The sequence below is a fragment of the Rhodoferax sp. AJA081-3 genome (assembly GCF_017798165.1).
In the GTDB taxonomy this organism is placed as follows: Bacteria; Pseudomonadota; Gammaproteobacteria; order Burkholderiales; family Burkholderiaceae_C; genus Allorhodoferax.
Window position 1 is genome coordinate 4,633,385 of sequence record NZ_CP059068.1, and the last position, 26,754, is coordinate 4,660,138.

General features: G+C 60.5%; 28 protein-coding genes. 10 read left to right on the top strand and 18 right to left on the bottom strand.

The features are described from left to right. Positions 1-422: 422 nt before the first annotated feature. Positions 423-1,496 (top strand): OmpA family protein, encoded by a 1,074-nt coding sequence (locus HZ993_RS21695; RefSeq protein WP_209394774.1) that lies wholly within the window; start codon positions 423-425, stop codon positions 1,494-1,496. Between the two features lie 780 nt (positions 1,497-2,276). Here the strand turns inward: HZ993_RS21695 and HZ993_RS21700 are convergent. From HZ993_RS21700 to HZ993_RS21735, 8 genes are read right to left on the bottom strand one after another with little or no spacing between them, the layout of a single operon-like run. Beyond that, positions 2,277-2,651, bottom strand: a complete 375-nt coding sequence (locus tag HZ993_RS21700; RefSeq protein ID WP_209394775.1) for a DUF6463 family protein — start codon at positions 2,649-2,651, stop codon at positions 2,277-2,279. Between the two features lie 12 nt (positions 2,652-2,663). After that, a complete protein-coding gene (locus tag HZ993_RS21705; protein ID WP_209394776.1) occupies positions 2,664-4,001 on the bottom strand; it encodes an AarF/ABC1/UbiB kinase family protein in 1,338 nt (445 codons plus the stop codon). A gap of 5 nt (positions 4,002-4,006) precedes the next feature. Further along, the gene (locus tag HZ993_RS21710; protein WP_209394777.1) at positions 4,007-4,519 is read right to left on the bottom strand and encodes a DUF2867 domain-containing protein; all 513 of its coding nucleotides are present in this window, start codon (positions 4,517-4,519) and stop codon (positions 4,007-4,009) included. Then, positions 4,516-5,250, bottom strand: a complete 735-nt coding sequence (locus HZ993_RS21715; RefSeq protein ID WP_209394778.1) for a TetR/AcrR family transcriptional regulator — start codon at positions 5,248-5,250, stop codon at positions 4,516-4,518. The genes HZ993_RS21710 and HZ993_RS21715 overlap by 4 nt, the downstream gene beginning before the upstream one ends. 27 nt (positions 5,251-5,277) lie before the next feature. After that, entirely contained in the window at positions 5,278-5,652 is a 375-nt protein-coding gene (locus tag HZ993_RS21720) for a hypothetical protein (RefSeq protein WP_209394779.1), read from the bottom strand. A gap of 44 nt (positions 5,653-5,696) precedes the next feature. Then, positions 5,697-6,083 (bottom strand): hypothetical protein, encoded by a 387-nt coding sequence (locus HZ993_RS21725; protein WP_209394780.1) that lies wholly within the window; start codon positions 6,081-6,083, stop codon positions 5,697-5,699. After that, the gene (locus HZ993_RS21730) at positions 6,080-6,445 is read right to left on the bottom strand and encodes a DUF6463 family protein (protein WP_209394781.1); all 366 of its coding nucleotides are present in this window, start codon (positions 6,443-6,445) and stop codon (positions 6,080-6,082) included. Before HZ993_RS21730 ends, HZ993_RS21725 begins: the two co-directional genes overlap by 4 nt. 56 nt (positions 6,446-6,501) lie before the next feature. Further along, a complete protein-coding gene (locus tag HZ993_RS21735; protein WP_209394782.1) occupies positions 6,502-6,891 on the bottom strand; it encodes a hypothetical protein in 390 nt (129 codons plus the stop codon). Between the two features lie 292 nt (positions 6,892-7,183). On the opposite strand from HZ993_RS21735, the gene HZ993_RS21740 reads away from it, so the two are divergent. Beyond that, the gene (locus tag HZ993_RS21740) at positions 7,184-7,567 is read left to right on the top strand and encodes a hypothetical protein (protein ID WP_209394783.1); all 384 of its coding nucleotides are present in this window, start codon (positions 7,184-7,186) and stop codon (positions 7,565-7,567) included. Positions 7,568-7,580: 13 nt separating this feature from the next. On the opposite strand, the gene HZ993_RS21745 is transcribed toward HZ993_RS21740, so the two are convergent. Further along, positions 7,581-7,718, bottom strand: coding sequence for a hypothetical protein (locus HZ993_RS21745; protein ID WP_209394784.1), 138 nt, complete (start codon positions 7,716-7,718; stop codon positions 7,581-7,583). Positions 7,719-7,820: 102 nt separating this feature from the next. Here HZ993_RS21745 and HZ993_RS21750 point away from each other — a divergent pair, with 102 nt between their 5' ends. Then, positions 7,821-9,971 carry a S9 family peptidase gene (locus HZ993_RS21750; RefSeq protein WP_209394785.1) on the top strand — a complete coding sequence of 717 codons (2,151 nt, stop codon included), beginning with the start codon at positions 7,821-7,823 and terminating at the stop codon, positions 9,969-9,971. Positions 9,972-10,045: 74 nt separating this feature from the next. On the opposite strand, the gene HZ993_RS21755 is transcribed toward HZ993_RS21750, so the two are convergent. Beyond that, entirely contained in the window at positions 10,046-10,897 is an 852-nt protein-coding gene (locus tag HZ993_RS21755; RefSeq protein WP_209394786.1) for an alpha/beta hydrolase, read from the bottom strand. 35 nt (positions 10,898-10,932) lie between these two features. After that, complete coding sequence (locus HZ993_RS21760) at positions 10,933-11,754, bottom strand: ABC transporter substrate-binding protein (RefSeq protein ID WP_209394787.1); 822 nt, start codon at positions 11,752-11,754, stop codon at positions 10,933-10,935. A gap of 143 nt (positions 11,755-11,897) precedes the next feature. Between HZ993_RS21760 and HZ993_RS21765 the strand changes: the two genes are divergently transcribed. Next, positions 11,898-13,481, top strand: coding sequence for an ice-binding family protein (locus HZ993_RS21765; RefSeq protein WP_209394788.1), 1,584 nt, complete (start codon positions 11,898-11,900; stop codon positions 13,479-13,481). 5 nt (positions 13,482-13,486) lie between these two features. Here the strand turns inward: HZ993_RS21765 and HZ993_RS21770 are convergent, their stop codons facing one another. Beyond that, positions 13,487-15,175: an AMP-binding protein gene (locus HZ993_RS21770; RefSeq protein ID WP_209394789.1), complete on the bottom strand. Its 1,689-nt coding sequence runs from the start codon at positions 15,173-15,175 to the stop codon at positions 13,487-13,489. 310 nt (positions 15,176-15,485) lie between these two features. Between HZ993_RS21770 and HZ993_RS21775 the strand changes: the two genes are divergently transcribed. The 3 genes from HZ993_RS21775 to HZ993_RS21785 all read left to right on the top strand — a co-directional run bounded on the left by HZ993_RS21775 (position 15,486) and on the right by HZ993_RS21785 (position 17,379). Beyond that, on the top strand, positions 15,486-16,013 hold the full coding sequence (locus HZ993_RS21775) for a GNAT family N-acetyltransferase (protein WP_209394790.1): 528 nt from the start codon (positions 15,486-15,488) through the stop codon (positions 16,011-16,013). Positions 16,014-16,307: 294 nt separating this feature from the next. Then, a complete protein-coding gene (locus tag HZ993_RS21780) occupies positions 16,308-17,024 on the top strand; it encodes a hypothetical protein (RefSeq protein WP_209394791.1) in 717 nt (238 codons plus the stop codon). Positions 17,025-17,124: 100 nt separating this feature from the next. Next, positions 17,125-17,379 carry a zinc-binding dehydrogenase gene (locus HZ993_RS21785; RefSeq protein ID WP_209394792.1) on the top strand — a complete coding sequence of 85 codons (255 nt, stop codon included), beginning with the start codon at positions 17,125-17,127 and terminating at the stop codon, positions 17,377-17,379. A gap of 37 nt (positions 17,380-17,416) precedes the next feature. Here HZ993_RS21785 and HZ993_RS21790 read toward each other — a convergent pair whose 3' ends face one another. Both HZ993_RS21790 and HZ993_RS21795 read right to left on the bottom strand, forming a co-directional pair. Further along, entirely contained in the window at positions 17,417-18,376 is a 960-nt protein-coding gene (locus HZ993_RS21790) for a sensor domain-containing diguanylate cyclase (RefSeq protein ID WP_209394793.1), read from the bottom strand. A gap of 71 nt (positions 18,377-18,447) precedes the next feature. Next, a complete protein-coding gene (locus HZ993_RS21795; protein WP_209394794.1) occupies positions 18,448-19,536 on the bottom strand; it encodes a hypothetical protein in 1,089 nt (362 codons plus the stop codon). A gap of 324 nt (positions 19,537-19,860) precedes the next feature. Between HZ993_RS21795 and HZ993_RS21800 the strand changes: the two genes are divergently transcribed. The 3 genes from HZ993_RS21800 (at position 19,861) to HZ993_RS21810 (ending at position 21,881) form a co-directional block, all read left to right on the top strand. Then, entirely contained in the window at positions 19,861-20,364 is a 504-nt protein-coding gene (locus tag HZ993_RS21800) for a YHS domain-containing (seleno)protein (RefSeq protein WP_209394795.1), read from the top strand. A gap of 107 nt (positions 20,365-20,471) precedes the next feature. Beyond that, positions 20,472-20,963, top strand: a complete 492-nt coding sequence (locus HZ993_RS21805; RefSeq protein WP_209394796.1) for a DoxX family protein — start codon at positions 20,472-20,474, stop codon at positions 20,961-20,963. 87 nt (positions 20,964-21,050) lie between these two features. Continuing rightward, on the top strand, positions 21,051-21,881 hold the full coding sequence (locus HZ993_RS21810; protein ID WP_209394797.1) for an AraC family transcriptional regulator: 831 nt from the start codon (positions 21,051-21,053) through the stop codon (positions 21,879-21,881). Between the two features lie 29 nt (positions 21,882-21,910). On the opposite strand, the gene HZ993_RS21815 is transcribed toward HZ993_RS21810, so the two are convergent. The 4 genes from HZ993_RS21815 to HZ993_RS21830 all read right to left on the bottom strand — a co-directional run bounded on the left by HZ993_RS21815 (position 21,911) and on the right by HZ993_RS21830 (position 26,732). Next, on the bottom strand, positions 21,911-22,528 hold the full coding sequence (locus HZ993_RS21815; RefSeq protein ID WP_209394798.1) for a glutathione S-transferase family protein: 618 nt from the start codon (positions 22,526-22,528) through the stop codon (positions 21,911-21,913). A gap of 37 nt (positions 22,529-22,565) precedes the next feature. Beyond that, positions 22,566-24,014 (bottom strand): dihydrolipoyl dehydrogenase, encoded by a 1,449-nt coding sequence (locus tag HZ993_RS21820; protein WP_209394799.1) that lies wholly within the window; start codon positions 24,012-24,014, stop codon positions 22,566-22,568. A 17-nt stretch (positions 24,015-24,031) separates the two neighbouring features. Further along, a complete protein-coding gene (locus tag HZ993_RS21825; RefSeq protein WP_209394800.1) occupies positions 24,032-24,523 on the bottom strand; it encodes a nuclear transport factor 2 family protein in 492 nt (163 codons plus the stop codon). Positions 24,524-24,668: 145 nt separating this feature from the next. Then, entirely contained in the window at positions 24,669-26,732 is a 2,064-nt protein-coding gene (locus tag HZ993_RS21830; protein ID WP_209394801.1) for a pyridoxamine 5'-phosphate oxidase family protein, read from the bottom strand. Positions 26,733-26,754 lie beyond the last annotated feature (22 nt).

Sequence of the window (26,754 nt, forward strand, 5' to 3'; positions counted from 1 at the left end):
CCGCAGCAGGGGTTACCCGATGCGCCGCTGCATAACCTGCATAACCTTTGCCGCAGCGATGGCTTCAATGCCCGCGCTGGGCGCAGACCGCGAGGAACCGGTACCACCGGAGTACCGCGCAGGTCCGCAACTCCGACCACCGAGCGCTGGCAATGCCCTACGCTTCAGGGCGCCTCCCAGCCAGTTGCGGCAGCCATGGCGTTGCGACGCAGGTGATGTCTATGCAAGCCCATCACCCCACTGGCCCTGTTTGTACGCCCCGCGTTTGGAGTCGTACCTGCTGCTGCAAGACAGCTTTGTCACGCTGCGTTTGATGCCACCCATGCGCCCCTTGCTGCCACCACTACATCCGCCGCCGTTGTTGCCACCACCGCCCCCGTTGCCGAAAGACGCTGAATCCATTTTTCACACAGGAGAACACCATGACTGACTTGTACCTACCCACACATGCACGGCTGCTGTTGCCCATACGCATGGCCTTTGGCGCGCTGCTGCTGACTGCTGGCGCACTGGCCCAGGCCAACAACCCCGTGCCCACCAAGGACCTGAAGGGCCTGACCGACCCCGATGGACTCAAACGTTACGCAGGCTCGGTGCTGACCTACCGTGACGATGCCGCTTATGACGAAATGAAGTTCCCGGTGGGCAAAGTTGTCTACAAGGACGAGCAGGCTTCGATTGCACGCAGCCACGACCGCGCGGGCCAACGCACCACGCTGCAATATCTGACGCCACCTGGCAAGTCGGCGCTGGAGGTGTTGCGCAACTACCAGCAGGACCTGAAGGCTGCGGGCTACAAGCCCATGTATGAATGCACGGCGGAAGCCTGTGGCAGTGCAGACTGGATCACCAAGGGCTACTTTGTCTCCACCCTGGTTCCGGGTGCCTACTGGAACCATGTGGGCGACAACAGCCCGGCGGCCTGTGGTGGTGGTGCTTTTATTGGTGATTTCCGCTACGCGCTGCTCGACAACGTTGCCACCGGCTCCACCATCGCCGTTCTGACCTGGCGGCCGGGCGACACATCGGTCTATTGCGATGAAGCAGAGTACAAGAAGCGCACTAGCGTGATCGTCGTGAAAGTGGACACCAAGGTGCGTGAGCAAGCCATGGAGACCCTGTCCGCCAACGAGATGGGCAAAAGCCTGGACGCCAGCGGCAAGGTCGCCGTCTATGGCATTTTATTTGACACCAACAAGGCCGACATCAAGCCCGAAAGCAAAGCCTCATTGGAGCAAATTGGCACGCTGCTCAAGCAGCAGGCCCGCCTGAAACTGCACGTGGTGGGCCACACCGACAACGTGGGCAACTTGCCTGCCAACATCGACCTGAGCAAGCGCCGCGCTGAAGCCGTGGTGGCCGCGTTAGCAAGCACCTACGGCATAACCCGCGACCGCCTTACCGCCAACGGCGTGGCCAGCCTTGCACCGGTGGCCAGCAATGGTGACGAAGCGGGCAGGGCCAAGAACCGGCGTGTTGAGCTGGTGTTGCAGTAGCGCACAACCGTTTCAACAGGAGAAACCTATGCCCTTCTTTGCACCACCACCATCCCAAGCGGCGCGGACGCCCGGCCTGCTATTTGCCGCCTTCGTTTGCACACTGCTGGTGACAGATGCAGTTGGCCAGCCGCTCCAGGGCGGGCCCGGCCAACTGCGACCCAGCGGCGGTTCGCTGGCCGTTGCCGCGATAGGGGAGTTGCCCACCACCGACTTTGGTAGTCAACTGGTCCATACCGAACACCCTCGTGATGTTGTGCTGGGCGTGCGGACTTCACCGATCCCCGGTGCCTCAGGATCTTCCGCTGGCGTATCCGGGTTTGGGGGGGTGAGCGGCAATACGACCGGTGCGTCTGCCTTGGGTACGGCAAAGGACGCCCCATCCAGTATCCGGGTCACGGGCAGCCAGGCGGCCGATTTTTTGGTAAACCCGGCGCATTGCAAGCATGTAATCTCCGGTGGAATTAGCAGCAAAAGCACAAGCAGCTTCAGTTGCCCGGTTACTTTCCGCGCCAGTGCAGAAGGCGCCCGTTCGGCACTGTTGGAAGCAATGTTTCCAAATGGAGACCGCCTTCAAGCCGTACTCAAGGGCAGCGGCAAGTCCGGGACTGTAGCAATGCCAGCACCAGGTGGTGTGAGAAGTATCGGCATGCGGCAATAGGTCCCCGGGTGGGGGCATGAGCGGTGGAGACTCTCAATGTATTTTGGTCTGTAGCCCCCGATAAATATGAATATATCGCTATATAAAATGTAGCAATGTTCGTGCAGATTAGCCTGCGGTCAGACAGCGGGTTTGCGCAACAGTGCCCACAGTGCAGGCACCGCCAGCCAGAAGCCCGATGCCGGCATCAGCAGCACGGCCACGGCACACAGCAGCAACAGGGACCAGCCCACATGCCGTAGCTGGGCCTGCTGCCCATGGCGTTCCAGTGCGGTGGTGGCGAGTGCCAGCACCGCCAGCAGGAAGCCAAACAGCATGAAGAAGGCCACGGCAGCCCGCCGTGGGTCGTCTCCCACGGTGTTGAAAAATCCCTGACTTGCCATGGCCGACAGATCCGCGCGGAACACGACCAGCCCAAACACGGTGTGGATGGCGGAGACCAGCATCAGCCAGTGGCCGATCCAGTGGCGGGGTGTGCGGATGGAGCTTGTCATGGTTGTGTCCTTTCAATGGATCCAGGGGTTTGTCGTGCGCACCCGCGCGCCCAGGGCCTTGAGCAGTTGGGTCAGGCCCAGGTAGGCTCTATCGAAGTAAGGCATGTCCGGCGGAACGGCCTGCAAGAACTCCACCGCGGTGCGCTGGTGTTCGGGCTTTGTTCCGGGGTAGGCCGGGTGTTGTGCAAAGTCGTACACCGGCACGGTGAACGGCAGGCGTTGCCAGGCCTGCATGTCGGCTAGAGCGGGCAGCAGGCGATTGCAAAAGTCGTCTTTGCGCAACGTTGGGCTGACCAGGCCCAGGTCCTGGTAAGCCTGTTGCAGGGCGTCGCTGTCCAGCGGTCTGTGCAGCAGTGCAGACCACACGTGTGACACGGCGCGGCAAAAGCCCGCATCGAGCACACGGGTGCAGCCAAAGTCCAGCAGGCCCAACTGCCCATCGGGCATGAACAGGTAGTTGCCGGGGTGCGGGTCGGCCTGCAAGCGGCGCAGCACAAAGGCGCAGTGCAAGAAAGTGTCAAAGAGCAACTGGCCATACCGGTCGCGCTCGGCCTGGCTGGGTTGGGCCTTTAGCCATTCGTTGAGATGCTGGCCCGGCAGGTGTTGCAGGGTCAGCACCCGTTTGGTGGTGCGGTCCATCACGGGTTGGGGCACAACCAGGCCGGGTAGCGTGAGGTGCTGGGCAAACCACTGCAGTGCCTGGGCCTCGTGTTGGTAGTCCAGCTCTTCGGCCAGTTTGATTTCAATGTCGGCCATCACGCGGTCGATGATGCTGGACTTGGGCAGGGCGTCGGAGTGCCCGCCCAGGGTTTGGAGCAGGCTGCGCAACATGCGCATATCGCTGCCAATCGACGCCGCCATGCCGGGGTATTGCAGCTTGACGGCGACGGCTTCACCGCTGGTCAGGGTCGCCGCGTGCACCTGGCCTAGGCTGGCAGCGGCAAAGGCCTGGGGCTCGAAGTGCTGGAACAGCGTGTGCGGTTCGCCACCCAGTTCCTGGCGCAAAACCTTGATCACCACGGCGCGGTTCAGCGGTGTGACCTGGTAGTGCGCACGGGCCAGTTCCTGGCGCATGCCTTCGGGCAAGAAGCCCAGTTCCATGCTCATCAGCTGTGATGCCTTCAGGGCCGTGCCCTTGAGCTGGTTCAGCGCGGCAAACAAAATGCGGCCCAACTCGGCCTCATGCGCGGTGCGAGCTAGCGCCTGCTGTGCGTCGTCGCGGGTCAGCGATTGCGCTTTGTGGCCCAGGTGCGCCAACCCGGCGCGTGCCACTGCCATGCCCGCGATGGCGCCGCGCGAGAGGCGCCCGGTGCGTGGCAGCGCTGACGAGCCGTCGCCGTTCTTAGCCATGTTGTTCAGGCATGCGCCACTTGCGCCAGCATGCGCGGCACGATAAGGCTGTGCACCGGCCCCACGACGGCCATGTAGACGCGCCCCAGGCGGTTGTGGATGTGCACCACTGTGCTCAGCGATACCTTGGGTTTTCCGTCCACCACATGTTTGACCACCGACAGCTGCACGTGCAGGTGTTTGTCGTCGTCAAACACGACCACTTCGTCGTCCTGCAGGTGCTGGATGCTGAAGATGCCCACGCGGTCGCCAAGCTTGTATTCCTTTGCCGGCTTGCGGTTGACCGCAGTGGACAAGTTGCCCACATGTTTGAGCCCGACCAGGCGCACGGCCTGGTTGCGCATGGCCATCAGCGCATTCATCCAGCCCGGCGTGCGGGTGACCAGAGTCAGATAGGTCTCCAATGCGTTTTGGTTCGGCCACAGGTCGTCAAACTGGTAGCAGTCGGCAAAGTCGTTGTTGGGCAGGGCCTGGGCGATACGGCTGCCGGCAGGGATGTCACAGAGTACGGGTTTCATGGGCGTGTGCCTCCCAGACCGCGGCGGGCCAGTTGAAATAAATCGAGCAGGCCGGTGCCATCGTGCATCAGCCGCGCCATCTGGCTGCGCAGCATGAAACCACCCAGCTCCAGAACCTTGTCCACCAGGCCACTCTTCAGCGCCAGCACCAGCACACCCAGGCTCAGGTCCACCATTTGTGTGGTGTTGGCAAACTGCTCGGAATCATCGCGCAGCCAGTAGGCCATGACGCCGTAGACATAGTCGGCCAGCAGCCCGGCCAGGCTGGGTTTGAAGCCGCAGGGCACGATTTCTTTGGACGCCTCTGCCTGCTCCAACATCTGGATAAAAGCGGCTTTCAGCAGTGGTTTGCCTGGCAACTGCTCGCCCAGCAGCAGCATGGGCGCGCGCTCGATCAGACCACGCGCCAGGGCCACAAACTCGCGGTCTGCCAGCAGAATCTCCAGCAGGCTGTCGATCAGCAGCTGCATGCGTTCGTGCAGCGAGAAGTCCTTGTTCCACGGCGCCTTCTCCGCCCGTGCCAAGGCGTCGGTTATGGCTTGCTCAAAGTAGGCGGTGATTAACTTCTCTTTGGTGGGAAAGTATTTGTAGATCGTGGCGTCGCCAATGTCGGCGGCCCGGGCGATCTGTTTCATGGTGGTGCCTTCGAACCCGTGTTGTGTCATCAGGTCGACCGCGGTTTTGATGATCAGCCGGTGGTTCTTAGCTTGTTGGGCTTTGGTGGTGCGCATGGTTGCTTTAAAAGGAGTGAATTGTGTTCATGCTGGCTGGGCAGACCGTGCATCTGCTCTCAAGGCCAAGTGCGTCCAGATTCCGCCCAGCAGGTCTGCTACGCCGAACAGGATGATCATGGGGCTACCAAAGCCCAGAGCCGCGAACACTACAAAAGCCACGAACACGGTGCAGCGTGTGTAGACGGAGGTCACAAAAAACGACTTGGCCTCGTGTGTGGCGGCATCCCACGCGTAGATGCCAATCATGACCGCGATGACACCAATCACACGAATCCAGACTTCCGAGGTCTGGGGAATGAAAAGAATGGACAACAAGACATTGGGGACCGTCGCCAGTAGCGCGCCGGCAACGAACAGATAAACGGCGAACACTTTGGCGCTGAATGCAGATTTGGACATAAATTCTTTCGTTGAGCTACAGATTGAGACTGTGAAGTCGCTTGTTATGGCTGACCCAGCCACGTGCAAACGGCCATGGCCAGCAGGCCGATCCAGCCGGGGTGTTTGCCCTGCGTGCCGAAAAGCACCAGTGCCGAAGCGGCCAGTGCGGCAAGCACCATGGCTTGTTCGATAAACACAGCCGAGTTTGTCTCGCCGGCGGGCAGTGACAAGCGCAACAACACGGCGCCCAAACACCAACCGAAAACCGTCACGATGTGCCAGGTAGCCCAGATGATGCGCACATGCCTTTCGCTCAGCACATTGCCGCCGTTGGTGGGGACCAAACCACGCAGGCGCAAGCGCCGAAAGATCAAAATTTCACCCAGCACGGAGTGCACCAGTCCGACGATAAAAGCGATGGCCGCTGCAGCGACAAAATACGTGTTCATAGCGCTATCCATCCATAACCCACTGCGATCAGCACGGGGGCAACCAGCAGCGGCGCCCAGAAAGGTGACTGGGGGAAAGCCGCCACGCCGAGTACGGCGATCGCAAATGCGTAAATGCCCAGGATCTTGAGCAAGCTCAGATCGCCCTTGGCCACAGCGTGTATGCCGACGTGTCCTGCAAGCATCAGCAGGGGGCCGAAGACCAGAAACCAAAACGCGGTACGCCGCACCTCCGGCTCGGCGAACTGGCCAATAAGCCCAGCAGACACTGCATCCGCTACCGGCCCGGCGAACTTCACCAAACCAAACACGATGTGGGCGATACCCAGACAAAACATGAACCAGGATGCGGCGTTTGCCATGGGAGTCTCCTTTCGTGCGCTGTAAGCGGTGTTGATGCCTGAAAGCCTACGCTGCATCAGTGTGAACGCGCTTTACGCACACCCATGCCAACCGTCGCTGCGATGACCAGGAAAAGAGGCCATAGGTACATGCTGGTGACATTGCCAAAGCGTGTGATGCTGAAAGTTAGAAACAGCATGGATAAGGCAACGAGTTGCGCAATGATGTACTTCGCGAGAGTGCCATTGTTCGGGTTCATGAACAGATAAGGCAGCGCTACAGCCATCAACCCATAAGCGGTGGTCACGGAATGCCAGGCAACTTCCGCAATGGCCCGAATGCCCGCAGGTAGTTCGCTTCGTTGAATCGGTGCATGCAATTGCGGGCCGCCAACGAATATTTGCATCCCCATCATGAACACGCACAGCAGCGCTGCGCTCAGGTACCAGCGATTTAACTCTTTCATGGGATTCCTTTCATGTCCATTCCCCTTCGCTACATGGCCAAGGCACTTCCGGTCATTATCTTCTAAATAGATACTACTATCCAATAAATTGAATTATATGGCTATTTAAGGATAGTAAGGCTAGATAATTGCAAAATGACATCAAAGCTCTTGAGCCGCAGGGAAGCGTGGGATTGCCGATTGGTGCGGTGGTGCCCGGTGCGATACTGACTCCGCGTGCGCGGTGTCCCCCTTTCAGGCCGCATGGACCGCGCGTTCCCAGCCCATCCCCCTTGACCATTTGGAGACTTTTTTGAACTTACCTGTTACGCTTTCGCAAGTCGTTGCCCGCCACCGCGGTGCACTGTTGTGCATGGCTGTTATCTCTGCGTTTGGTGTGGTCCCAGTGCACGCGGCAGGAACGGCCGGTTCGGATACCCAGAAGCTCGCAGAGTCCTATGCTGCGATGTGTACCAAGGCCGTGCGGATTCCCGCCGCCCACGGAGGAGAAGGCGATTTAAAGGGGCACGCCAAACTGCCGGACTACTGCAAGTGTTTTGCCGACAAGTTTCTGGCGCGTGCGATGAAACCCAGTGCAGGCGCACCGGCATCCATGGAGCAGACCATGCAAGAAGAGTATGGGATGCGCCAGACCTGCCGCAGCCAGCTCGGTCTGCCACCGCCACCGAAAGCCTGACCGCAGCCCCGGGTCAGAGCGCGGACAGCGCCCGCGCGTACACATCCAGGTAGGTATCGAAGTTCTGCAGGTCGTTGTGCGCTGCGCCTTGTATGAGGGACAACGTGGCGTGGGGCACCAGGGCCTTGAGTGCTTCGCTGTGCCGCGGCACGATCAGCGGTTCATCTGCTCCGTGGACGAGCGGTAGCGGGTTGCCGGTCTATGATTCGGTCCCTATCCCCAACCCGCCCGCCATTTCTTGATTAAGCTTTGCATGAACCTTCTGAATACTTCCCGCGTGCTGTTGGCTGTTTGTGCCGCAGGCGCACCCTGGTTTGCTACGACCGCCGCTGCGCAAATGGTCACTCCACCGGTGGCGGTACAAAAGCCGCATGCCGTGGCTTCACCCAGCGGCACCCGCAATGACAACTACTACTGGTTGCGCGATGACGAGCGCAAGGCGCCCGACGTGCTGGCCTACGTGAACAGTGAGAACCAGTGGTACGCCCAACACGCAAAGCGCTACAAGGCGATGGAAGACGGTCTGTTCGAGGAAATCAAGGGACGTATCAAGCAGGACGACGCCAGCGTCCCGACACGCAAGGGCGACTACCTGTACTACACCCGCTTCGAGCAGGGCCGCGAGTACCCACTGTACGCCCGCAAACGCAATTCGCCGGAAGCCGCGGAAGAAATCCTGCTGGATGTCAATCAACTCGCACAAGGCAAGGGCTATTACCAGATTGGCGCCTATGAGGTGAGCGCAGGGCAGGATATCGTCGCCTATCTGGAAGACGTCACCGGCCGACAACAGTTCACGTTGCGCTTTAAGAACATGGGCACTGGTGAGGTCTATGCCGATAGCATTCCTGGTCTGTCCAGCACTATTGCCTGGGCGAATGACAACAAGACTATTTTTTATGTGGAGAATGACGCCAACACGCTGCGCAGCTACAAGGTCAAACGCCACGTACTGGGCAGCTCCGTGGCTAGCGACGTCACCGTTTATGAAGAAAAGGACGATAGCTTTTACACGGAGGTGAAAAAGACTTCATCGCAAGCCTATATCCAGATCCATGTCAGCAGCACCATCTCCGACGAAGTGTTTGTGCTGGACGCCGCCACACCCACCGCGAGCTTCAAGAGTTTGGCGTCGAAGCGGGCCGACTTTCATTACCAGGCCGACCATATAGCCGACCGCTGGATCATCCGCACGGATTGGCAGGCACCCAACTACCGGCTGATGCAGGTGGCACAGAGCGGCATCGGCCAGCGCAGCCAATGGAAACCCCTGCTGGCGCACGACGCTAAGGTCTTCATTAACAAATTTGAATTGTTCGCCAACTACCTGGTGATTGACGAGCGCAGCGAAGGCTTGCGCCGCCTGCGCGTGCAACCTTGGGCACAAGGCAAGATGACGGGCAAGGCGCAGTACATCCGCTCCGACGAATCCGCATATAGCACCATGCTGCTGCCAAACTTTGTGCAAGGCAGTGAAGTCATGCGTTATGTCTACAGCTCGCTGACAACCCCGCATAGCATCTACGATTACAACCTGCGTACCGGTGAGCGTACGCTGCTCAAACGCCAACCTGTGCTAGGTGGTTTTGACAGTGCCAACTACCAGACTGAGCGCACATGGGTCACGGTGCGCGACGGCACACGTGTGCCGGTTTCCCTGGTGTACCGCAAGGGTTTCCAGAAGGACGGCACAGCTCCGTTGTTTCAATTCGCCTATGGCTCGTATGGCATGTCTATCGACCCAATGTTTCGTTCGTCCATTGTTTCGCTGCTGGACCGGGGTTTTGTCTATGCCATCGCGCACATTCGCGGCGGACAGGAAATGGGCCGCGCCTGGTACGAAGACGGCAAGAAGCTGAAGAAGAAAAACACATTCAACGACTTTGTCGATGTTACCGAAGCGCTGGTCCAACAGAAGTACGCGGCAAAGGACAAGGTGTTCGCACAGGGCGGCAGTGCCGGCGGTTTGCTGATGGGGGCGGTGGCCAATATGCGCCCGGATCTATACCGGGGCATTCTGGCGGCCGTGCCGTTTGTCGACGTGGTGACCACCATGTTGGACGAATCGATTCCACTGACCACCAACGAGTTTGAAGAATGGGGCAACCCCAAACACAAGAAGTTTTACGACTACATGCTGAGCTATTCACCCTACGACAACGTCAAGGCCCAGGTTTACCCGGCGATGCTAGTGACCACGGGCCTGCATGACAGCCAGGTGCAGTACTACGAGCCAGCCAAGTGGGTGGCCAAGCTGCGCACGCTGAACCAGGGCAAGGCACCGTTGCTGATGCGCACCAACATGGAGGCCGGGCACGGCGGTAGTGCGGGCCGTTTTAAGCAGCTTCGAGAGACCGCCCAGGACTACGCCTTTGTGTTGGACCAGTTGGGCATCACGCAATAGCGGTTTGGTGCGTGCAGCGAGCACGATTTGGTGGGCGCCTGCTGCGCTGAACTGGCCGTTGCCATAGGCAATGACTAGAGCGCGGCCAGCGCCCGCGCGTACACGCCCAGGTAGGTATCGAAGTTCTGCAGGTCGTTGTGCGCTGCGCCTTGTATGAGGGACAACGTGGCGTGGGGCACCAGGGCCTTGAGCGCTTCGCTGTGCCGCGGTGCAATCAGCGGGTCTAGGGTGCCGTGGATCAGCATCAGGGGGCTGCGGACCTGGCCCAGTATCTGGTCGGTGCGCATGGGGTAACGCAGCAGCGCCTGTGGCACCCAAGGGTAATGGTCGCCCGCCAGGGCAGCCATGCTGGTGTAGGGCGAGACCAGCACCGTCAGGTCGGGTGCACGCTGGGCGGCACCCATTTCCGCCGACAGCCCCGCGGCCAGGCCCGAGCCCAGTGAACGCCCATACACCACCACCTTGCGGCCGGTGTACTGGGGCGCAACCGTAGCCCACACGGCACGCACATCGGCGCGCAACTGCGCTTCGCTTTCAATCTGGCCGGTGCTCTTGCCATACCCCCGGTAGTCCACCATGAACAAATCGTAGTTGGCGCGGCGGTAAAAATCGGGGTTGACGAACCAGTTCTCCAGGCTGCCGCCATTGCCATGCAAAAAGAAGACCACGCCCTTGGGGTTGGGCAGCTTCAAATGCAGGGCCGATAGTTTTGCGCCAGGCACATCGATGCCCAGTTCGTGGATATCGGGCGCAATAGCCAACTGGTAGTCGGCAGCCAGTACGGTGGGTGCAAACAGCAGCTTTTCCTGGCGGAACCACAGCCAGGCCAATGCAGCCAGGTACAGCACACCACACAGTGCCGCTATGCGGATACCAATCACGAGCAGGGTCATGCCGTAGGAGCGGGAAGAGTTTGAAGAAGGCATGGTGTCATGGGTGTGTTGCGGGTGTGTACAACGGCCTACTTGGTGGCCTGGCTGCTCAAGAAGGGGAAACGGCCGCTGGCTTTCAGTGTTTTGATTGAGGCTCGCAGCGCCGCCACCAGGCGGGGATCACTGTCCTTGCTGACCACCAGCCACAGCGGCATGCTGAGCGGTTGTATCGGCAGTACGGCCTCAAAGTCCCCCATGTTCAGCCCGGCCTGCTGCACGCGGTGGGCAAAGCTGACATCGGGGTGCGCAAACACATCAATACGCCCGGCCAGGGCCTTGCGGAAGTTCAGCATGTTTTGGGGTGCCGGGTCTATCACGCTGTTGTCGGGGCTCTGGCCAATGCCCTGTGTGCGCAGCCATTCATGGAAGTTGGAGCCGTTTTGCACGCCAAAACGCAGGCCCTTGCCTTTGAGGTCGGCCCAGGTTTTCATGGGGGGCAGGGCGGTGCTCTTGGCGCGATACAGCCACAACTGGTAGGGCGATACCTCGGTCAGCCACAGGAACCTGTCCTCACGCTCGGGCGTGCGTGCCACGCTGAGCAGCAGCACATTGGCTTCCCGTTCGCCAATGACCAGCGCGCGCTTCAGTGGCACAAACTCTATGGGTTTTGCCACTTGCAGGGGTAGGCTGCGCTGCACCTGCGCCAGCAGCTCCTGCACAAACAGGTAGACATACCCGGTGGGTTCGTTCTGCTCATTCAGATGTTGCAGGGGGACAAAAGAGTCGGCATACACCGCCACCGGCAGCGGCGGTTCCACGGGGCCGGCACGCAGGGGCATGGCCAGCAGGGCCACTACCAGACAGAACAGACCGCTGCAGAAAACACGCAGTAGGTTTGGTGCGGTGTGCATGGGCGGAGGTGTGGTGGCAGTGTGATGGTGGACCTGCCTCCACTATAGGGGCTTATGGGTGAGCTGGCGAACAGACGCTGCGCACGCGCCGCTCCAAACTGGGGTTGGTCACTTTCTGCTGGCCAACAACCCAGGTAATCCTTATGCATAAGAACTACAACCCCTTCAGCATCCTGCCATGGCTCATGGCACTGCTGTTCAGCACCCTGCTAGCCGCCTGTGGCGGCGGCGGCGGGCAAGAGACAAGCCCCGTGGTGCCACCGGCCAGTGTGGTGGTCTCGGTTGCCGTCACCCCAGCCACCAGCGCGGTGCCCATCAACGGCGTGCAGGCTTTCGTGGCCATAGCAAGCTTTGGTGACGGCTCCACCCGCGACGTCAGTACCACGGCCAACTGGTCATCGGGTGCAACCAGCATCGCCACGGTGGTGCAGGCCACAGGTGTTGTCACTGGCGTCAGCGCCGGTACAACTGCAATCACCGCCACGTATGAGGGCAAGACCAACACCGCCGCGGTGACAGTGACGGCGGCTACTTTGTTGTCGGTGACGGTAACACCTGCCTCGTCAACCATAGCCGTCGCCGGCGTGCAGCCCTTTGTTGCCACCGCTAACTACAGTGATGGCACCACCCGTGACGTTACCAAGTTTGCGAGCTGGAGCTCCGGTACGGTAGCGGTGGGCACCGTGGTACAGACCACCGGTGTAGTGACCGGTGTGGCGAGTGGCTCATCCCTGATCACCGTCAACTTCGGCGGCAAGTCGGGTACAGCAGGCTTGGTCGTCAGTGCGGCTAGCTTGTCGACCATTGCAATCACGCCGCTCACGGCTGCCTTGCAGGTCGGCGGCTCACAAAACCTCAGGGCCATGGCAACCTACTCGGACGGTAGCGTCGCAGATATCACAACGGCGGCGGTCTGGGCCTCCAGTGCGCCTTTGGTCGCCAGCGTGGTAGCTAACACCGGTGTTGCAACCGGTGTGTCGGCAGGCTCTGCGGTCGTGACTGCTCTGTCTGGTGGTAAATCAGCATCCGCCACAGTGACCGTCACTGCAGTAGCTGGCCGTGCTGCGGTCAACCTGGGTAGCAGTGGCAACTTTGTGGTGCTGGCCAAAACCGGTATCTCCACCACAGGCGCAACCGCCATCGTGGGTGACATCGGTGTCAGCCCTGCGGCTGCCAGCTTCATCACCGGCTTTGGCCTGATTGCGGACGCTACCAATACCTTCGCTACCTCGTCATTGGTGATGGGCAAGGTCTACGCTGCCGATTACGCACCCCCAACCCCGGTTAGCATGACCACCGCCATCAGCGATATGCAGACTGCCTTCACCGATGCGGCCGGCCGCACGCTGCCAGACTTTACCGAACTGGGTGCCGGCAACATCAGCGGCATGACCCTGACACCCGGTCTCTACAAATGGGGCACGGGCGTGTTGGTGACGGGTGTGGGCGTCACCCTGTCGGGCGGCCCGGATGCGGTGTGGATTTTCCAGATCGGGCAAGACCTGACCGTGGCCAGCAGTGCGGCTATCACCCTCAGCGGTGGTGCCCAGGCCAAGAACGTGTTTTGGCAAGTCTCTGGCAAGGCCACACTGGGAACAGCGTCCAACTTCAAGGGCATTCTGTTGAGCCAGACCCTGATCTCAGCGGGCACCGGTGCAGTGGTGACAGGTCGTCTGTTGTCGCAGACAGCAGTCACCCTCGACGCTACCCGCGTGACTGCCCCGTAAGCTGATCAACCGGCCCAGACCACGGGCTTGCGCTGCGCCAACCAGCCTTCATACTGGTTGGCATAAGCGTCTTCCACAACCATGCGTTTGACCTTGAGTGTGGGGGTTACAAACCCATTCTCGGGTGTCCAGGCCGTGCTGATGGCCGCCAGGCAATCCAGCTTCTCATGCGGCTCCAGCTTGGCATTCACCGTGGCCAGGTGCCGTGTGAGTGATTCGGTCAGTGCGGCCTTGGCGTCTGCGGACGCACAACGCGCCACCGCATCTTGCGACAACATGACCAGGGCCAGTGGTTGCGAGAGGTTGGCCCCAGTGACAGCGCAGGCTTCAATGTCGGGGTGCAATACCAGCAGGTCTTCAATCGGCGCAGGCGCCACGTATTTGCCCTTGCTCGTCTTGAAGATGTCTTTGACCCGGCCGGTGATGCTCAGGTTGCCCTGTGCGTCGATCTTGCCCTTGTCCCCCGTGCGCAACCATCCGTCGGCCGTCATCGCGTCTGCGGTGGCCGATGCGTCTTTGTAGTAGCCCTGCATCAGCGCGTTACTGCGCATCTGGATTTCGCCGGTGGTCGGGTCTATGCGGCTCTCGATACCGTCATAAGGCAGGCCCACCGAGCCGGTGTCGCGCCCGCCTGGCAGCGTGGCGTGGGAGACGCCGCAGTTCTCGGTCATGCCATAGACCTCGATCAGGTCCAGGCCCAGCTTGCGGTACCACTGCAACACATCGGCCGGCATGGGCGCTGCGCCGCCCGCGGCGATGCGGCACTGGTCCAGGCCCAGGCCCTTGAGGATCTTGCGCCGCACCAGGCCACCAATCAGCGGAATGCCCAGTAGGCGCTTGAGTTTGTCTGCCGGCATCTTGGCAAACACCCCCTGCTGGAACTTGACCCACAGCCGCGGTACCGAGAAAAACACCGTGGGCCGCGCCCGCTGCAGATCCTGCACAAAGGTGTCCAGCGATTCGGCAAAAAAGATATGGCCACCAAAACGCAGCGCGCCCTGTTCGATCAACATGCGTTCGGCCACGTGGGCCAATGGCAGGTAGGAGATGTAGCGTTCGCTGTCGCCCATCTGCACGCGGCGGGTTGCCGAGCTCAGGGCCCAGGCAATGGCGCGGAAGGTCTGCACCACACCCTTGGGTTTGCCGGTGGTGCCCGATGTATAGATGATGGTGCACAGGGCATCCATGGGCGGTGCCGGCGTGCCAGCCAGTGGCGCGTTGTGGGCCAGCAGGTCGGTCCACAACAGCGACTTGCGCATGGGTGCCAGCGGCATGGTGATCAGCGGCATGTCGGCGGGTATGCCGGTCTCCAAATTCTCCACCCCATCCATCTTGCCCACAAAGCAGGCCTTGGCCTCACTGTGCGCCAGGATGTAGGCCAGCGCCTCGCCGTTGAAGGTGGGGTAGATGGGCACCGACACATAACCCGCCATCAGAATGGCCAGGTCAGCCAGTATCCAGTGCGCGCTATTCTTGCCGATGATGGCCACGCGGCTGCCCTCGGGCCAGCCTTGGGCCTGCAGCCAGGTGGCAATACGCCGGGCCTGGTCGGCGGCCTGTGCCCAGGTGATCTCCTGCACCTGGCCCGCACCCATGGGTTGGGTCAGAAAAATCTGGTCACCACGCTCGCGCTCCCAGCGGTACAGGCATTGCAGGGGCAGGTCGCTGGGCAAAACGTTCACGGGTTCGGTCATGGATAGTCCTGGTGGGAGAAGGCAGAAAAAGTGAGCAAGACAAATCCATTCTGTGAGGCCCCCAGGGCACTGGCAATGGTGTTGACCCTAGGTGACGCAGGCAGCGAACGCGGTGTTTCCCCCAATAGGCACCAGGGGACGTTGCCCCCACGCTCCGCCGCTTTGCGGGTCGCTGCCCCCCGAGGGGGCTAAATCCGCTTGGGGCGGCCCGGCGCGGATTTGCCGTCGGCCAGCGCGAATTCGTTTTGCAGCGACAATCACCCCCCTTATTTCTCAATATTGTTTTGCTTCAGGCTTACGTTTAGACACCATGTCCGCTACGACTACATTCACGGTCCGCCCCGCCACCCTGCGCGATGCCAAGAGCATCACCGAACTCCACAACGCCAGCGTGTGCGAGGCCTTCAAGTCCGCAACCCCCAATGCACCCGTGCCCGTGGCCGCGCTGGAGAAACCCCAGTCTTACTGGCGCGAAGCCATCGAATACGCCGAACCCCAGGTGCAGGTCGCCATAGACGGCGACACCATCGTCGGTTTTGTCGGCTTCGACCGTTCGCGCGACAAGGGCACCCCCCAGACCATGGGTGAGATCTGGCACATCTATGTAGCCGCCAGCCACATCGGCCAGGGCGCCGGCTTGGCGCTGTGGGACGCCGCCCGCGAAGGCCTGATGGAAGAAGGCTGCACCCACGCCACCGTGTGGATTGCCATCGCGAATGACCGCGCCCTGCGCTTCCACGAGCTGGCCGGCTTCAAGCGCGAACCCAGCAGCGCCAAGACCGTGCCCATTGGCACGGCGCGAGTGGAAGAGATCCGGTTGAAGAGGGCTTTGAGCTAAATCGGGCTCTAGCCCCCGTCGAGTATGGTTAAGACGCTACTGAAAACGTAGCGCTTTTACTTCCATCTACGGGTGGCCAGTTCGTTCTGATCACGGGTGCTTCGTCCAGCGTGGTCTGGCGACCCGCAGGAAGTATCCGCGTGCAGCCGGATTGGCCCACTTCCGACGCTCCCAATTGGTATTTGGCGTACTGAAAAGAATGGTGAATGGCCCCCTCGTGCCAAGTAAATGTTGACGCGCCGTATGGTGGTCAATTGGCAAACTCAAGCGTAGTGCGCACGGTATATTCCCCGAATGAACCCACTCGAAACTGAATTCCATCGCTTGTACCTTGTTGACGATGCTACCGCCGATGCTCCAGGCTTAATGACGGTGGACGGGCGTGTTCGTGCAATGGTGATAGAACTCGCTCGCCCTGCAGACTGGTCCGTGGTCTCCGCAGTTTGGCAGCGTGTGCAGAGTGACCTGGATTTGCCGCCTCCGGCGATTGCGGTAACGGGAAATGACGGTTACCAGCTGTGGTTCTCGCTGACTGAACCGGTTACTGCGGCAGAGGCGTCGTTCTTCTTGGAGTCCCTGCGCCAGCGCTTTCTGAGCCATATTGTGCCGGAGCGCATCAGCATGCTGCCCACGGAAACTCGGCATGCCCAGGTGGTACCCGCTCTGCAGCAAATTACGGGACTATGGTCAGCTTTTGTTGCCCCTGACCTGGCAGCCATATTCGCCGACTCGCCAGGACTGGATGTGTACCCGAGTGTTGAAGCGCAGGCCAATGTTCTTGCACCTCTCAAATCTATCAAGGCGGCAGTGTTTGAGGCGATCTTTGACCAGGTCATTTCCGATGTCGAACGAATCGCAGCGACCCATCCAGTCAGCACTCCCGTGGTACCTCCGCCCACCCAACACAGCGATTCAAACGCCAAGCGCTTCCTGACAGAGGTCATGAACGACCAATCGGTAGAAATGCACTTGCGCATCGAAGCTGCCAAGGCATTACTACCTTACTCTTAGGCCAAGGCGCTACCCCGCCACTAACACTTCTTCACCACCGCGCTGCCAATCGAATAGCCCGCGCCAAACGAACAAATCACACCCACCCCGATTGGGAAAAATGGCGCCTGCGTTGACAGCCGGCCGCGGTGGGGACCAGATCCTGGAATTGGGTGGCCCCGATACCTACGACCGGTCGATTCCGGCCATTGTCCCTGGCGGCAAGATTGCACAAATCGGCGTACTGACTGGCTTTGCCTCGCAATTGCAGCGCTTGACACAGTTCATAGTACAGCACCAGATTCACCCGGTGATTGACGCGCTATTTCCGTTCGAGGAAGCACCCAAGGCCTATGCCCAACTGGCCAGCTCCTGACGTCAGGTGTGGACGACGACGCGTGGGGCGCCTCGCGTCACTGGCCGGCAGTTACTGCCAGACGGACACCATTGCGTCCATGGGTCTTCACCGCGTACATGGCGACATCTGCGCTATGGGTCAGTGCGAGTTCGTCCATCCCATGGTCGGGGTAGATCGCAACACCCATGCTGGCGGAAATCTGGACAACGTGTCCGTCCAGCTCAAACGTTGCGTGCAGAGCATGGCGAATCTTTTCCGCCACTGCCAGGGCGTCTGTAGGTCCTTCCACCACCGGCAGCAAAACCACAAACTCGTCACCGCCCAATCGTGCGACCGTATCGGACTGGCGTACACACGCGCTCATGCGCTGCGCGGCCTTTTGCAGTAAAGCGTCACCCATCGCGTGACCGAGCGTGTCATTGATGGGTTTGAATTCGTCCAGGTCGATGAATAGCAATGCCAGTTTTGTCTGGTTGCGCTTGGCCAGTGCCAACGCCAATTGGAGACGATCTGAAAACAGGGCGCGGTTCGGCAAATCGGTCAGCGGGCAGTACTGGGCCATGCGCAGCAACCGGGCTTGTGCACGTTTCAACTCGGTAACGTCTCTAAACACAACGGTGGCCCCATAGATCACGCCATGGTTGTCGCGCAAGGGCGCGGTTGTGTACTCGACCGGGAAACACGCTCCATCTTGACGCCAGAACACATCGTCTTTGATGTGGCGCGTTTGACCATCCATGATCGTGGCATAGATCGGGCAGTCCGCTAGTGCATGCTCGGTCAGGTCTGCATGGTGGTGGTGAATCTCCATGTGACCATGTTTGCCCACCAGGCAGTCGCCACACCAGCCCAGCATCTTTGCGGAGGCCGCGTTCTCAATCAGCACGATGCCATTGACGTCAACCACGTGAACGCCGTCGCTGACCGACTGGATAATATGCTCGTGCAGTTGTCGCAGACGGTCGGGGTCGCTGGATAAGCTATCGCTCACCTTGTCCTGTGTCAGGGTAATCACAATGTGGGTCCTCGCGACAAGCAATGGCGCCCGTCGACTGCAGTATGTTGTTTCGCTGCGCCGGTGTCAATTCAAGCGCGGAGCCATTGCGCCAGCGGTGCAAAACCTTGCGGCATGTGACCCGCCAGCTTCGGGCCGTGGGCGTCAATCATGCGGCGGTTTTTCTCGGCCAAGCGGCCCTGGCCCAGCGAGGGTGCGCGCGACGCATCGACCGCGTAGTTCATGGCCTTGAAGATTGGTGTGAACTTGGTGTTGGCGGAATCCCGCGCATAGGGGCGCGTGGCGATTGAAAGTTGCGCAATGCGCAGCGGGTCGTTGGCACGGCTGAAGCGTGCAAAGCCCTGGTAGGTGAAGCGCTCGTCCACTTGGCGGTCGCTGTGCGCCACCATGGCGGCCATGATCTCGTGCAGCAACTCGCTCTGGTTCACCGTCTGGAGCAGCACGGTGAACTGCAGGTCGTTGAACTCGGGCAAGTCCCCCTCGACCTGGCGTGCCAGTGGCAAGGTGCCCAGCTTCAAGTCGACCAAGGTCACCCCCTGGGGGCGGGGCATTAAGTCCTGCATAACAATCTGCCGCTGCCCAAAGCGCACGTGCTCCAGGAAATGCGCAATGCGTACGGTGCGTGTCGCTTGGGCATGGTGGTCGGGCGCGGCCACCAAGTCGGAGTTGCGCGCCATGAGCGGCAAATCGAGATGGCTGCTAAACGGGGTACTCACCTTGCCGCTGGCGCTGTCTGAGATCGTTAGCAATTCGCGTACTTCATGTTCGCGGACCTTCTTGATGGCGAGAAACGCCGTTTGGATGATCTCCGACGTGGGGGTGTCGGCGTCGATGCGCCACTTGCGTCCGTAAACCAGCTTCAGTGGTCGCACGGCAGGGGCTCGGTCATAGTTCTCACGACCGATCAGCCCGACTTGCAAATACATGCCGTGGTCGTCGGCATTGGCAAATACTGGCGTGTGGCTGTCAAAGTGCAGGTCCGCCACGATAGCCGAAATCGTCTGGGGCGTCTGGTGGTAGCGCAGGTAGTGCTGTGGAATGCAGGACGTGCCGTTGGACAGTTCAACACTGGGGGCAAATGCCATCGGCACTTCACCGGCTGCCAGTGTTGCTGATGGGGCTTCACGGTTGGGAGATGGGTGCAGGCAATGGATGGCCATGGTCGTGTGTTGCGGCTGGGTTGACGAATGGCGTGACTATGCCTCGCGATCCTGAAGTGCGGAACAGCCGCAAAAGGCAATCCACTCTTTCGACTAGTGGAACAGTGTTGGGCCAGCCTCGCACCGAAGGAACCTGACAAGACGCCAAGACACTTTTACGAGACGCAGAGCCACTTGCGTTGGCACCGCAATTTCTACACTGAACTCCATGTTGCAACACACCACTGTCAACTTTTCCCGCGTCAGCTCACAAACACGTCCGCGTGATGCGAGCCTGACATTTTTCCAACTCCAACCACCAACCTCCAATTAAAGGAATACAACATGAAACCGAACAAACTTCGCGCCACACTGCTTGCAGTCGCCACAACCATTGCTTTGGGCGCTGCAATGGCACCGGTCACCAGCTTTGCCTATGATGAAAACTCGACTTCTGCCGTCAACGTCGACGCCAAGGGTGTTGGCCTCAAGGGACATGACCCAGTGGCCTACTTCACTGTTGGCGCGCCGACCGCTGGCAAAGCCGAATACACATACAAACATGATGGCGTGACCTACCAGTTCGCTAGTGCAGCTAACCGTGATGCTTTCAAGTCAGCCCCCGCTAAGTATGCACCCCAGTTCGGCGGCTTCTGCGCAATGGGTGTGGCGCTGGAGAAGAAGCTTGACGGTGACCCGACTGCCTGGACCATTGCCAACGACAAGTTGTATCTGAACGTCAACAAGGATGTGCAGAAGAAATACTTGGAAGATGTGAACGGCAACAATAAGAAGGCCGAATCCAACTGGCCTCAACTGCGCCACAAGACTCCGAAGTCACTGAGCTGATCCGAGCGGAGCGGGATTACCTCTCCCGCTCCGCTGCATTGCGCCTGAGCCAATGTGCTTTGGTCGAGCACGAGCGAATTCCCCCCCAAAAAAATTGGACACCACCCATGAATAGTTTCATAAAGCCAACTATCTCGGCGAATGCCGAACGACCCCAATTTCTTGCCGCCCTGGGTGAACGAGTTAGTCGGTGGGTTAGCCACGACCTCTTGGCCCTGGGGGCGCGAGCGTCCATGGCCGGGGTATTCTTTCTTTCAGGACGCACCAAGGTCGAGGGTTGGCTTACCGTGAGCGAAACCGCCGTATCCTTGTTTGAGGACGAGTACAAACTTCCCTTGCTGGCGCCAGACCTGGCCGCACACCTGGCTACCTACGCCGAACACGCATTCCCAGTTCTTCTGGTGCTAGGACTAGGTACACGCTTGTCGGCGGCAGCGTTGCTGGTCATGACCCTGGTGATACAGCTATTCGTGTACCCTGCTGCCTGGCCTTCCCATCTGAGTTGGGCCACACTGCTGCTGTACTTGGTCGGTCGCGGCGGCGGTCGTTGGTCGGTCGACTATTTCTTGTCGGCCCGCTGGGCACCACCGCGCGGCTGATGCCGCGAACGTCATTGCGAATCCCGGAATGAACTCTTGTTGGTTTCGATAGTTCCCTTGTTTCTGAGCGAATGAAACAATGAAGGCATGCATGATCACCTCGCACCACTTCTGGACCGTTTCGAACTGAGGTCTCGGGTCTTCTACGCTGGCAATCTTTGCAGCTTGGTCAATTTCGACCCAGACCACGGGGCCGGGCATTTCCACCTGTTGAAGGCTGGACGGCTTCTATTAACAAAACCCGGCAGTGCCGTGCGTGAATTGAGCGAGCCCAGTCTGATCTTCTTCCCAAGGTCCACCCAGCATCGGCTGAGCGCAGACCAGGCCAAAGGTGCAGACCTCGTGTGTGCATCTGTTGAATTCGGTTCGCTATTCGGCAACCCGCTGCTGCATGGTCTGCCCGAGCCGCTGGTGCTGCCGATCAATGAAGCCCCTGCACTTGCCGGTGTGCTCGAAGCGTTGTTTACCGAAGCCTTTGACAAGCAAGATGGAGGACGCGGCGCAGTGCTCAATCGCCTGTGCGAGGTCGTGCTGGTTTACATGCTGCGCCATGCGATCGCGTGTGGGCTGCTGAAGTCAGGTGTGGTCGCTGGCCTCGCCGACACCGGCCTGGCCAAAGCACTCCATGCAATGCATGCGCAGCCCGCTGTGCCGTGGACTTTGCAAGGGTTGGCGGCGTTGGCGGGCATGTCGCGTGCGCGCTTCGCCGCGCACTTTGCAGACGTCGTCGGCCAGCCCGCGATTGAGTACCTGGCTGGTTGGCGCCTCAGCGTAACGCAGGCACTTCTTGTTCAAGGGCGGCAGGTCAAGAGTATTGCCGACGAGGTGGGCTACGGTAGCCCCAATGCGCTAACGCGTGCGTTTACACAGCGGCTCGGGCAAACACCTACACAGTGGCTGGCCCAACATGTTGGTTAGAGCCGCTACCGTCGCTGGACGAAGCGCTGTCAGGCAATCGCTTGTAGCCCACGGATTACGGCAGGTCGCGCGGCCATGCGGGTAACCCATGCCCGCACAGCGGGATAGTTGTCGAGCGGCACGCCGGCATATTGCGCGGCGCGCAGCCACCCGAAGTTCATGATGTCGGCCACCGAGTAGCTCTCGCCAGCCAGCCAGGGCGATACCTGGAGGCGTGCTTCGAGCACGGCGGTCAAGCGGTTGGATTCAGTCTGGTAACGCGCGACTGCCAGTGGCATTGGCTCGCTGTGGCGCATGAACCAGCCCGCCTGCCCGAACATCGGTCCTACGCCTCCGACCTGGAAGAACGTGTACTCCAACGCGCGGATGCGTTCGACGGGGCTCTCGGGCATGAGCCCCGGGAACTTTTCCGCCAGGTACCATAGGATGGCCCCTGACTCAAACACACTCAGCGGCGCATTGCCCGGCCCGTCGTTGTCGACAATGGCAGGAATACGCCCGTTCGGGTTGAGGCGCAGGAAGTCAGAGCGCTTTTGCTCTAGTGCGCCCAGGTCAACACGAATCACGCGGTACGGTACGGCCAGTTCCTCCAGCGCAATGGGAACTTTCACACCGTTGGGCGTGTTGGCGGTGTAGACGTCGATCATGGGTATGCCTTTGTTAAGTGTTTTGAAGAAAGGCTGCTCAGGCGCCTGGACCACAGTCCAGGCAGCGCTCCACTGGCGGTGGCCCTATGTGCAGCGCGCGTTGCAGCTGGCGCAGCGCAGTACGCAGGCCTTCTTCCACCACCGGGTGGTAGAACGGACTGTCGAGCATTTGCTGCACGGTGTCGCCTCGCTGTACAGACCACGCCAGCAAGTGGCCAATGTGTTCGGCGGCCGGGCCCAGCATCTCTGCACCCAGGAAGCGGCCCGTTGCGGCTTCTCCATAGACGTGCAAGGCTCCCTGGTTGCGGCCCATCACGCGACTGCGCCCCTGGTCATCGAACGAAACGCGGCCGGTTTCAAAAGCAATGCCAGCAGCCATCAACTCAGAATGGCTAGCGCCAGCCAGTGCGATCTGCGGGTCGCTGAATACCACCGCCAGGGGCGCCCGCCGCGGCCGCACGCGCACATCAGGGAAGCGACCCGCATTGCCGCCAGCGATGCGGCCTTCGTCGGCTGCTTCGTGCAATAGTGGTCGGTCTTGGCTGACGTCCCCGGCGATGAAAACGGGGCGGTTGGCCACCTGCGCGCTTCGCCGGTCGTGCACCGGAATGCCATTGGGATCCATTGGCAGGGGTTGTGTTTTCGAGCCGAGTTGATCGACGTTGGGTCGTCGCCCCGTGGTTGCCAGCAGCCAGTCAAAGTGCTCTTCGTGCACATTGCCGTCACGGTTTGTGGCACGCACGACAACGCTATCGCCTTCACGGCGCGGCTCGATATGGGCAAGGTCGACACTCAGGGGTAGGTCGGCCGCGAACACGTGGTGCGCCAGTGCCTGCAATTGAGGGTCGGTTAACGGGCCAACTCGGCCACTGCGGCCGTAAAGCCGCACCCGCACGCCCAGGCGGTGCAAGGCCTGCGCCAGTTCCAGGCCAATAACGCCCGGGCCAACCACTGCTACGGAGCGCGGTAGATCTGTCCAGTTAAACACATCGTCGTTCACAATCAGCCGGTCACCCAAGGCAAGCCGCCAGGCCTGGGGCACCGCAGGGCGCGAGCCGGTGGCGATAACGATGCGCTGCGCCTTCACCCGTGTAGCACCCACTTGCAGCGTGTGATCATCCACGAAGCGGGCATGACCCACCAACCGCTGTTCGGTTGGCCAGTTCTGAACGGTGTCAACTACAAAACCAACAAATCGGTCACGTTCGCTGCGCACGCGCGCCATTACGGCACGGCCATCTATCGTTGGTAGTCCGGCAGTCACGCCGAAGCGCGACGCACCGACCACTGCATGCGCCGCATCGGCGGCGGCAATCAGAAGCTTGCTCGGCATGCAGCCAACGCGCGCGCATGTAGTGCCGTAGAGACCGCTCTCGATCAAGAGTACGCGCGATGTTTGCTCCAGCGCTGCGCGGTAGGCGGACATACCAGCAGTTCCAGCTCCGATGATGGCGACGTCGGTGTTGATGACGGTATTGGGGTTCATAAGGTGCTCCTGCGGGTTCACAAGCCGAGTTCACTCAGCCCTGGGTGGTCATCGGGCCGGCGGCCCTGAGCCCAATGGAATTTGCGATCGATTGCTGCAATCGGCTTGTCGTTGATGCTGGCTAAGCGCCGGTGCATGTAGCCATGTTCATCGAACTCCCAGTTTTCGTTGCCGTAGGAGCGAAACCAGTTGCCGGCATCGTCGCGCCACTCGTAGGCAAACCGCACCGCGATACGGTGACCGTCGTGAGCCCACAGTTCTTTGATCAGCCGGTAGTCGAGCTCGCGCGCCCACTTGCGTTCGAGTAAGGCTTGCACTTGGGAACGCCCAACCGGGAACTCGGTGCGGTTGCGCCAAATCGTGTTGACCGTGTAGGCCAGCGCCACACGTTGTGGGTCACGCGTGTTCCAGGCATCCTCTGCAAGGCGCACCTTCTGCACCGCGGTCTCGCGGGTGAACGGTGGAACAGGAGGGCGAGGTGAGGTGGGGTCTGTGGATGGGGGTGTCATTGGTAGCTCCGGAGTTGGTGGTGGAGTGGTGTTGTTGGCGCAAACGCAGCAGGGCCTGCATAACGTCTCGACCAAGCCAGGCAGTGTCATCGCCTAGGCCATAGGGTGTTTCTGAAAAGAACGGTGATGGAAGCATGATGTGGCCTCAAAGGTCCAGGTCGATGCGACCGCTGCCTGCTGCGGGCACAGCGCAGCAAAGCAATACCTCGCCCTCGGGTGGTCGCCAAGCGGTTGGCTCGGCATAGGTCACCGTGCCAGCAGTCAGGCGCGTGGCACAGGATCCGCAGTGCCCGGCGCGGCAGGAGAACGGCGCACTCAGGCCTTTCCCTTCGGCGAATTCCAACAACGTACCGCGATCAGGGGTCCACTCGGCCGTATCGCCCGTGCGCGTAAAGCGCACAGTGGCTTGTTTCGCTGCCGGGGATGGCGGTGGCGGCAATGCCGTTGCGCTATCCAGGCGACGTTTTAGCGATGAAGGTCCGAATGCTTCTGCCTGAATGCGTTCGTCGCGCACACCCAGATCACGAAGACCGTCGTAGAGCGCCTGCATGAAGCCGGGCGGGCCGCAGAGGAAGAACTCATGGTCGTCGAAAGGCAACAGGGTCTTGAGCAGGTCTATCGTCAGAGGACCTGGATGCGCGCCCGGTTGTGCATCAGCGTCGCTATCCAGCACCACGAGCAGCTTCATCGCACCGTTGGACCGCTGCGCCAAGGCCTGCAGTTCGTCGCCAAAGGCCCGAAGCGCTGCATCACGCGCCACCTGGATCACGTGCAGTGGGCGTGTGCGCCGGTTGCGGAAGCCTTCAGTGACAACGTGGCGTGCAAACGCAACCATGGGTGTAATGCCCACGCCCGCGCCGATCAATACCGCGGGGCGGCGAAGCTTGTCGTCGATGGTGAACTGACCGCGTGGGCCCATTGCCTCGATCAAGCCGCCTTCGTGAACATGGTCGTGCAAGTGGCTTGAGGCCAATCCCTCGCGCTTGATGCTCAAGCGCAGGCCGTCGTCACTGGGTGCCTGCGAGATGGTGTACACGCGGTGCAGTTCCTCACCTGCTGCGGTTTTGATGCGTATGGGTAAGTGTTGCCCGGCCAGAAACGGCGGTACCGCACGTCCATCGGTTGGTGCAAGATAAAAGGAGCGTATGACGCTGCTTTCTTCCACAATGCGGGTCACGCGGTATGGTCGCCAAGTCTGGGCCAGGCGGTGCACTTCGCGCTTCGCTTCCGCTTCGGCCCAGGTGCCTGTGATGGCGGAATGGGGCGATAACTCGCGAAAAGCCCAACGCAACGGCAAGGCCTCGCGCAGACGCCAGCCGGCATCAATGCGGAATCGCCAGGCACGTTCAGCGCCGTCAAAGGCCTTGAGCGCGTCGCCATCCCACACAACTTCTGCAGTTCCAGTCAGCGTGATCAGGTCGCCGGTTTCGAAATCGACGAACAGCACGCCAGCGCGTGGATTCAACTCCAAATTGCCGAACGTCATAAAAAAGAAGTTACCGGTGAAGTCGGGTACGAGGAAAGTGCGCTCATCCTCGACCTTTACGAAGCCGGGCCTACCGCCGCGGTGCGAAACGTCAGCACCACGGCCGGTCTGCTTATCTGGGGCGCCGTCGATAGCGGGTGCCTGCGTGGCAATGAAAAGCGTATCCGCGCGTTCGACAAATGCCCGCGCGTCGGCATCCAGTCGGTTCAGTGGCTCGATAGAGCGCGGCATCAGGTCTCCCGCTTCGCGAATCCACTGGAACTCGCGGCCCTGGATGTACTGGGGGCAGTTGCCCACCGATTGGTCTACTTCGATGCCAAAGCCATCTTTATCGACCGCGACGACATGGCCATTGACGCGGTTGCGTCGGCGCGTGTGCAACTCTATGCCCAGGAAGCCGAGCTGTGCACCAATGGTCAACCCTTCGGTGATTGGGTCGCCCTGGATGGGGCGAACCTTGAAGTTCAAACGCTTCTCATGCGGTGCTTGGACAAAACCGGGCCGCCCCACGAGCATGGAGGCCCAAGTCCGGCCAGCCGCATCGACTGAACCCGCCAGCATGAACGGAAGTTGTTCGTAGAAGCGCTGGTGTTGCTCGGGCATCACGGTGCGGATGACGCGCTGCCCTACATCGACCATGCGCTCGCGGATGCCCAGCCGTTCGTGAACGGCCTGCTCACCGGCATGAAAGGGGTTGTCGTTTCGCGAGGTGGTGGGGTGCATGGTCTGCTCCTTGCGGGCTGGT